The 8,136-nt window shown below is 45.9% G+C and carries 6 protein-coding genes and 1 riboswitch; of the genes, 3 read left to right on the forward strand and 3 right to left on the reverse strand.

The genetic code is table 11. The annotated features are described in order from the left end of the window. Positions 1–257 precede the first annotated feature (257 nt). The 3 genes from AB7U36_RS13775 to AB7U36_RS13785 all read right to left on the reverse strand — a co-directional run bounded on the left by AB7U36_RS13775 (position 258) and on the right by AB7U36_RS13785 (position 4,283). Positions 258–914 carry a TenA family protein gene (locus AB7U36_RS13775; protein WP_287125323.1) on the reverse strand — a complete coding sequence of 219 codons (657 nt, stop codon included), beginning with the start codon at positions 912–914 and terminating at the stop codon, positions 258–260. Between the two features lie 99 nt (positions 915–1,013). Next, on the reverse strand, positions 1,014–1,745 hold the full coding sequence (locus tag AB7U36_RS13780; protein WP_286817567.1) for a class I SAM-dependent DNA methyltransferase: 732 nt from the start codon (positions 1,743–1,745) through the stop codon (positions 1,014–1,016). A gap of 74 nt (positions 1,746–1,819) precedes the next feature. Continuing rightward, positions 1,820–1,923: riboswitch (TPP riboswitch) on the reverse strand. A gap of 68 nt (positions 1,924–1,991) precedes the next feature. Beyond that, on the reverse strand, positions 1,992–4,283 hold the full coding sequence (locus tag AB7U36_RS13785) for a tetratricopeptide repeat protein (RefSeq protein WP_428160324.1): 2,292 nt from the start codon (positions 4,281–4,283) through the stop codon (positions 1,992–1,994). 283 nt (positions 4,284–4,566) lie between these two features. Here AB7U36_RS13785 and AB7U36_RS13790 point away from each other — a divergent pair, with 283 nt between their 5' ends. From AB7U36_RS13790 to AB7U36_RS13800, 3 genes are read left to right on the forward strand one after another with little or no spacing between them, the layout of a single operon-like run. Next, a complete protein-coding gene (locus AB7U36_RS13790) occupies positions 4,567–5,265 on the forward strand; it encodes a hypothetical protein (RefSeq protein ID WP_428160325.1) in 699 nt (232 codons plus the stop codon). Next, a complete protein-coding gene (locus AB7U36_RS13795; protein ID WP_428160326.1) occupies positions 5,262–7,610 on the forward strand; it encodes a tetratricopeptide repeat protein in 2,349 nt (782 codons plus the stop codon). The genes AB7U36_RS13790 and AB7U36_RS13795 overlap by 4 nt, the downstream gene beginning before the upstream one ends. A 24-nt stretch (positions 7,611–7,634) precedes the next feature. Then, positions 7,635–8,066 (forward strand): hypothetical protein, encoded by a 432-nt coding sequence (locus tag AB7U36_RS13800; protein ID WP_428160327.1) that lies wholly within the window; start codon positions 7,635–7,637, stop codon positions 8,064–8,066. Positions 8,067–8,136 lie beyond the last annotated feature (70 nt).

Genomic DNA, 8,136 nt, shown 5'->3' on the forward strand with positions numbered 1-8,136 from the left:
TCAGTTGTCCACAGGCAGGCTGTCCTTTCTATAAAATCGAGTGCTAAAATAAAAATTTTTGCTGAAGCTAAAGATCATTAAACTATTTCTCCCCTTATATTTTTTTAAGACCATATACGTTGGATCTTTTTCTGTCAATAGATTCAGACTCAATCTCCAGGGCGATCGCATGTAAACATATCCTGGAAATGAAAAATATGGTTGGATAACCAATCCCATAGAAAGGGACGATCACAATCGGCTAAAGGTTATTGCAATTACTTTTTCATAACTTCTTCAAAAAAATCGAGTTCATATTGTGTTGATAGCGTGAAGGCTTTCAACATTTCCTGATGAAGTTCTTCATCTGCTGCGGATGATAGCCGCTCTACAATATCAATAAATCTTTGCGTGTATTGCTCGTACGCTTCACTGTGATAGGTGTCGATCCACATCTGGTATTCGTTGTCAGCTTCCGCAATGGTCAAGATGTGGTTACCAACGCTGCTAAACACCCAGAAACAGGGTAAAAGTGCCGCAGCAGCAAGAGCAAATACGGAATTTTTACTGTGATTAAGCAGAAAGGAAGTGTATTTCTCAATTGCAGGAGACTTTTCTTCAGCTTCCTCAATATCAAAATATTTCAGAAACTCATTGTGAAGGGCTTTTTCAATGTCCAGCCCATCTTTGGCTAACATTTGAAAGAATTGCTTTTCAGATTCGTTGGGAGCTTTTTCGGCCAACAGGTCCAAAGCCAGATTATCATCCTTGAGATAAAGGATATCCTGCGACAGGAAATGTGCAAAATTATTTTTATCTAATGTGCCTTTCGCCAGTTGTACAACGAAGGGATGAGCGATTGTATCCTCATAAATAGAAGCTACCGCATCCCACATCTTTTGAGTGTATTTTCCTGCTGCTTTAATATTCTTCATCACCCCCTGATTCCTCTATTTTTATTTTTTAGGAATGAGCCTTAAATAACTCGACCATTTCAAAACAGTCGGCCATTGTCGGCCGTACGTTTAGAAATTTTAATTGGCCATCTTATTTCGTGCTCGTTCCTTAAAGGCACAAATGGCAACATAATCACCGCAGTCAAACCCCGGAATTGGTTGTTCTTCCATATTGTTTGAGTATAGCGGATGTTTAGTGAGCGTTTGAGCATAATCAAAGTCTTGAAAACCTGCTGTTTTAAGCATCTCGACTTTCTCAGCAGTTGTACGCCAGTTTGCAACCTTTACAAATTCAATTGGATACGGGTCCCTTGGGTGAACTCCTTCCAATAATGGATGTTCCCATGTTTCGACACTTTTTGCCAGGTTATACATGGTTGCGTATGAACTTTCCTTAGGAACATCAATAACCACGATTTTACCTCCTTTTCTCAAAGCAGTATATGCTTTGTGAAACACGGACTGCAGGTCATTGATATAGCTTGGTGTGCCGTTGAATAGGATCGTATCGTATTGTTCTTCGCCCAAATCGGCGTCTTCCGCTGTGGTTACCTCAACACTTATCCCGCGTTTACGGGCAATCTCAGCCATTCCCTCTGATGGTTCGAGACCGTACTGAATGGAAATGTTAAAATCTCTTTTCAAGATTGATTCAAAAAGACCACTTCCGCACCCTACAGAAAAAGTATCACCCGCATCTTTCATAAAATAAGCGACCAGGTTCACCTCTGAATTTAACAGATTCATATTGTCAAAAAACCACGCATCATATGCTTGTGCAAATTCGTCAAAACTTCTTTTTTTATCCATGCTGACCTCCGAAGAAAAACCGTTATTATCAACCCGGTGCAGATAATGTATTTTTATAGGTAGGCACTTACTTGAAGATGCATGATCCGCTTCCCTACGTCGGTATTACCCGCATCAGGTTCCAAGGGTCAGGAAAATTTTTCCTTCTCAGCTTTTGCAAGCGCCCCCAGCTAAATTCTAAAGAAGTATCAAAAACAGCGTTTTTTAAATGTACGCAAAAACCTAACCGGACACTACTGATTTATTTTATTGAGTTATTTCCTCTATCAATTTTTTTGCGTCACTGGCCCCGGGGAAATTATCATTAAGCTCCAGGGCCTTGGACAGCTCTTTGAGTGCCTGCTCTTTTTCCCCTTTTCCGTAATACGCCAGCCCTAAATGGTAGCGGATAATGGGATGGTTTGGTTGTTTTTCCAGGCAGTCCAAAAATTCGGCAACGGCATTTCCGTACAACCCTTTTTTATAATAGGCAAATCCCATCGTATCCATGATGCTCGGATCTTCGGGATAAAGGGTTTTCGCTGTTTTTGCCAGGGCCAGGGCTTCGTCAAATTTATCTGTCCGGCTTGCCAGGTAAAATGACAGATTGTTGGCGGCGGCGGCATAGTTGGGATTGATTTCAAGGGCTTTACGGTAATGGGTTTCTGCGTCATCAAATTTGTTTTCCGCTTCAAGAAGGACGGCCAGCAACATATGGGGCGGGGCCAGTTTATCATTTTTTTCAATCATGGTCAGATATTGTTTTTTTGCGTCCTCAATATTTTTCTGGGACAGGTATATTTTTGCCAGCGTTCCGTAGGGACTCAGATAATCCGGGGCAAGGTCAACGGCTTTCAGCAGTTCTGATTCTGCCTGTTTCATATCCTTCTGGGCCAGATAAATATTTGCACGGGTGCTGTGCACAAGCGCTTTTAAATTATTGTTATCCGTGAATGCATCCATCTGCTGAGTACACAGGGCATGGGCAGTATCAAATTCTTTCTGGACCACGGCATTTCTGATTCTCAGGGTAAATACGTCAATGAGTTTGTTGTTCAGGGACCAGGCCTTTTCCAGCAGGGGGGCTGCCTGGTCAAATTGCCTCAGCGCAGATTTTAAGTAGGCAAGCCGGTAATAGCCTGCCGGATTGTCAGAGCCGATTTCAATCATTTTTTTATAATCGTCTTCAGCTTCCTTAATTTTTTTCAGGGCCACATAGGCGTTGCCCCGGAGCAGATAGGCCCGGTAGGCTTTGGGATCAAGCTTAATTACCGCGGTGGTCTGATTTACGGCAAGATCATAGGCGTGCTGGCGCAAATAAATTTCAGACATCAGCAACCGGGCCTGGGTATACTCCGGTTTCAGCTCCACCGCCTTGACCAGGGCTGATGCCGCCTGGTTCGGCTCCCCTATTCCGATATAAGAAAGGCCTTTAAAATATTGAACCCTGTGGGCATTTGGTTCTTCCTTTTCAAGGGCGATCAGGATATTGAGCGCATCCTGATATTTTTTTTGAAAAATCAGGATTTCGCTTTTCAGCATTCTGGCATCCGGCAACTGGGGCCGTTTTTTGAGAATGCCGGCGACCAGGTTCTCCGCTTCGTCTATTTTTTTCTCCTTGTACAGGAATCTTGCCAAGATCATCTGGCTGTTGCTGTCTTCAGAATCAAGGGCAGCGGCTTTCCTGTACAATTCAAGGGCCTTATCCTTTTGGTCCGTCACGTTATAGAATCCGGCCAGTATAACCATGGGCCGGGGAGTGTCCGGTTGGATCTCAACCGCCTTTTTAAACGCGGTCTCAGCTTCTTGGAAATTTTTTGTTCTCAGGTAAAAATTACCCAGAAGAATCTGGTGCCCTGGATTTTCAGGATGCTCTGCCGCTGACAGATGTAATTGTTCCTCTGCTTTATCCAATTGTTTTCGCAGAATATAGAACTGGGCCAGGACGTTTCTGGCCGTTGTCGCATCTTTGCCTGATTCCACAGCTTTGAGCAAAAAAGCTTCAGCCTCGTCGAATTTTTTTTCGCTGGCTTTTATGGCGGCCATGGTATGCAGGGCTCCCACATGGCTGTTCTGGATTTCAAGAATTTTTTCAAAAACAATCCGGGCATCTTCAATCTGCTTCTTTCTGATCAGAACCTGTCCTTTGAGAAAGAGCGCGTCCAGGTTTTGGGGGTCCTTTTTCAAAATTTTATCGATCCTGGCCTGGGTTTCCGGCAGTTTTTTATCCAGAAAATAAAATCTCGATAATTTCACCAGGGCTTCAATATTTTCCGGATCAAGTTTTTCTACGCTGGAATAAAGCGCAAAGGCCGATTTTAACTGGCCTGTCTTCATGAATATGTCGCCAAGCTTCAAAAGGACTGCCGTATCTTTATTGTCTATCTGGAGCGCGTTCTTATATTCTATTTCAGCCTTTTTATACTCCCTTGCATCAAAGTATTCGTCACCGTTTTTTACATGGGCTGCTTTTTTTTCGTCCTTGTTTGCGCATCCAAATCCGGTGCAAGTAAGCAATGTGATGAAAATGACTAACATAATTTTGGAACAGGTTTTCATGAGCAACCTCTTTAAAAGTGAATTGGCTTTTTGTTTACTTTATGATAACGCTCAAATGTTAAATACAATTTGTATTATGGGATACTCAGTATTGTCAACGAAATAAAAATTTCGACATTGTAGGAACATGGAACGAGATATGCGGACGCGATATTTGATTTTAAACATTTTGGGGACGCTGTTTTTTTTGTGCTTAACCCAGGGAAAAACATATGCCTGGTTTCATTTTTCCGACACGTGCGAAAATTGTCCCGTTTTCGAGTCGCCCCGAATCGCAGAGGAGGTGTCCAAAACCTATGCCTTTCTGCCGAATACCCCGGATACTGACTCAGAAATCCGCTTGTATAGAACATTTTCTAAAGAGTCATCTCCGGCAAGCGCCGGAGAGCTTAAGATTGATATTCCTTTTAATCTTTTATCCGCATCAGAGACAAACGTTCAAGCCTCGCTTGACCGCCGGATTGCGGCAAATCTCAGGTTAAAAAATCTTATAGAGCAATACCGGGCGCTACAAAAACGAAATGCCGAACTGTTAAAGGATTTGAGCATCCCTTATCTTGAGGCAAAAAAAAGCCACAAAAAAGCGGTAGAGGTATCTGATGCGAAAGAATTGGTGCCTGCCGACAAGCTGAAACGGCAAGTGGCAGAGGTGATTCTTTTTCAGACCGGCGGAAAAGTAAGCCTGCCTGTTCAAGAGAGCCGAGATCTTCAGGCGGTCCAGGCAGAAAAAAAAGGCAGGGAGGATTCAATGCCTGCCCTTGAAAAATACGAGGCGTTGAGTTTAGAAGAGGCGTATTCGAAAAATCCGGTAGGCAGCGGCGCATATCACCAAACCTATGGCCGGGATACGCAATTGCCTTGGATTTTTTCCTTGGGACTCAAGCTGCTGCGGTTTCTGGCAAACAATAAAATTGAAATTCTTTCCTGGGCGGCTGTTATGGCCGTTATCAGTCTGGTCGGTCTGATTGTGGTGAAACGATGACGCGTAAACGCAAAAAAATAGCTGTTGCGGCCACAGGCGTGTTGATTTCCGCTTTAATGATAGGGATCCTTGTAAGCTGTTTTTTGATCTGGGAGTTTGGAACGCCCCAGGATCATTTTGAGAATCAAGGCGACCAGGCTTTTGAGCGCGGTGATTATGCCGATGCCCTTCAATACTGGCTAAGAGCAAAGGAGCCGGTCGGGCAGTCCGGCCGCGTATATGCGAAGATGGGCGCCGTTTATCTGAAATTGTCCAACCTGGACCAGGCTGAGATATGCTTTAAAAAGGCACTGGAAAAAAATCCCGAAGATGTTGACACACAACAGCAAATTATCCGGATTGCCTTGGTTCGCGGGGATACGGCAGCGGCGGGAAATTTGTTGTCAAAGCTTCTCAAGAACCATGATTCAGATCCCCTCCTTTTCATGCTTTCCGGCGATCTTGCCATGCTACAGACTGAATTCAAAACGGCAGAAGCGGCTTATGAGAAAGCTGCAGCGCTTTTACCCGCCCAGATTCGCCCCAGGCTCAAGCTGGCCATCTGTTTTCAGGAACAAAAAAAGGCCTTTGAGGCCGAAAAGATGGTCACTCTTTGCCGGACCCAGGGTATTAAAACACCCATGGATCTCATGCTTGCTGCAGATTATTATGCCCTTGCAGGAGATGATACCAGGGCCGAAAGGTATCTCCTCATGGCCGTGGATTCAGACCCTGGAGACCTTGAATTTAAAACCCGGCTTTGCCTGTTTTATCGCGTTGCCGGGAAGTTAGAAAAGGCAGCGGCCTATTTAAAAAAACTAATTGCCGAGTATCCTGAAAATACCGGATTTAAAATGATGCTGGCCGATTTTTATCTTGCGATTGAAGAGATGGCAGGCGCCGAAAAGCTGCTGGATCAACTTGCCCAGGCAAGCAGGGATGCGCCGGGGTATCATCTACTGATGGGAAAATTCTGGTTATTCAAGGGCCGGTACTCCCATGCCGTGTCATATCTGAAAACCGCATTGGACAAAGACTACGGCCTTGTGTCCGCCCATTATCTTATGGGCGTGGCCTATTTTGCCGGGGGCCAGAGTAAGCTGGCTGAAAAAGCGTTTCTTCAGGCACTGATGCTGGACCCGGATCATGAGGAGTCCATATTTGCCATGGCTGCGCTGAATTATAAGCGGGAGGATTACGGCCTGGCAGACCAATATGCGGATCAATTTCTGGGACGGGAACCGTCCAGTGCCCGGGCCTGGAAGCTCAAAGGGCTCTGCGCCCTTGGCCGCAGGGATCCTTCCTGTGCAATAGGTTCTTTGTCCAAGTCGTGGCATCTGGGAGGCGGCGCTTCGGCCCACTTTTTTCTGGGACAGGCCTTTGAGGCCCAAAGCATGGTGCAGGAAGCGCTGACAGCTTACAGCCAGGTCTTTGAAGATGCACCCCTCATCTATCCGGCCTTGTACGCGTATGCCCGGCTCGCTTCAGATCAGGGCCTGGGAGAGAGGGTCTTTGAAAAGATAGATGCGCTGGCGGGTCATGACGCGAATCCGGCTGTTTACTATACTGCGGCAAAAATTTGCCTTGGGCTCAAAGACTATGACCGATGCCAGGCATATATAGACAAAGCCATGGCGAAAAAAGAGGTGTCAGGTCCTTTTTTTCTTTTGCAGGCAGCACTTTTTGAAGCGACAGGAAAGGATGACGGCGTCGAGAAAACACTGACCGAATGCATAACAAAGCTGCCGCAGTATGTCGGGGGGTGGCTTAAGCTGTCAGCGTATTATGTGAAAAAACAACGGATATCGGATGCCGCACAGGTGATGGAACAGGCGCTTAATTCCTTTCCGGATCACCCTGAAATTAAAGGAAACCTGGCCTGGCTGCTGCTGGAAGAGGAGACCGATTTTGACCGGGCCCTTGATTTGGCAAGAGAAGCCTATGACACACTGCCGGGCCAAGCCTGGCTCATGGATACCCTCGGGTGGGCCTATTACCATAAAAAAATTTATTCCCAGGCGCAATGGATGCTGGAGCAGGCCGAAGAATTAACGCCTGGAAACGGAATGATCCAGTATCACCTGGGCATGGTGCTGTACCACCGGGGAAAGCTTTTTCAGGCCAAAACAAAACTGGAATCAGCTCTGGGATATATATCGCTTGATACGCGGCAAAGGGATAAAGCTGAAAGCCTGCTTGCAGGATTGAACGGAAAAGAGGGGTTAAAAGATGAAGGGGAAAATATGATATTTAATCCCGAGGCCACCCCTTCCCTGGATTTAGAATCTCAAATACCTTCGGAAACAGGCGAGAGTGAAGACATATTAAAACCGGACTGGAGTAATATGGATTCATCAGCGCATTAAATTTGGTTTACTCCGGATTCTTCAATGCCATACTATACTTTTGTTGAAGAGAAAGGTGTCATGCTGTCAGTCATAAAAAAAATTTTAACAGGCATCGTTCAGAATTGGCCCGACAATACGGATGCCGTATCAGGTAGCGCCTCCCCCGGCCCCTGGTACGGCGTGGATCTGGACGGAACCCTGGCGGTCTGGGACGAGAACTCAACCCTTAGTCGCATCGGAGCCCCCATACCGTCCATGGTTGATATGGTCCTACGCATGGTGGACAACGGCATCCGGGTTAAAATTTTTACGGCCCGGGCGTGTGACCCTGCCCAAATTCCAAAAATCCAGGCCTGGATGAATCAGCACGGTCTGCCGGGCCTGGAAATCACCAATGTGAAGGATTATTACATGGAGCGTCTGTATGATGACCGGGCCATACGTGTGGAGCGCAATACCGGCAGAATCCTTTGATCCCTCACCGTCCGGATACAGCGGATGGAAACAGGGTGTCGGTTTTGCCGGTAATATAATAGGCTGCAAG

The sequence above is a fragment of the Desulfobacter sp. genome, assembly GCF_050177295.1.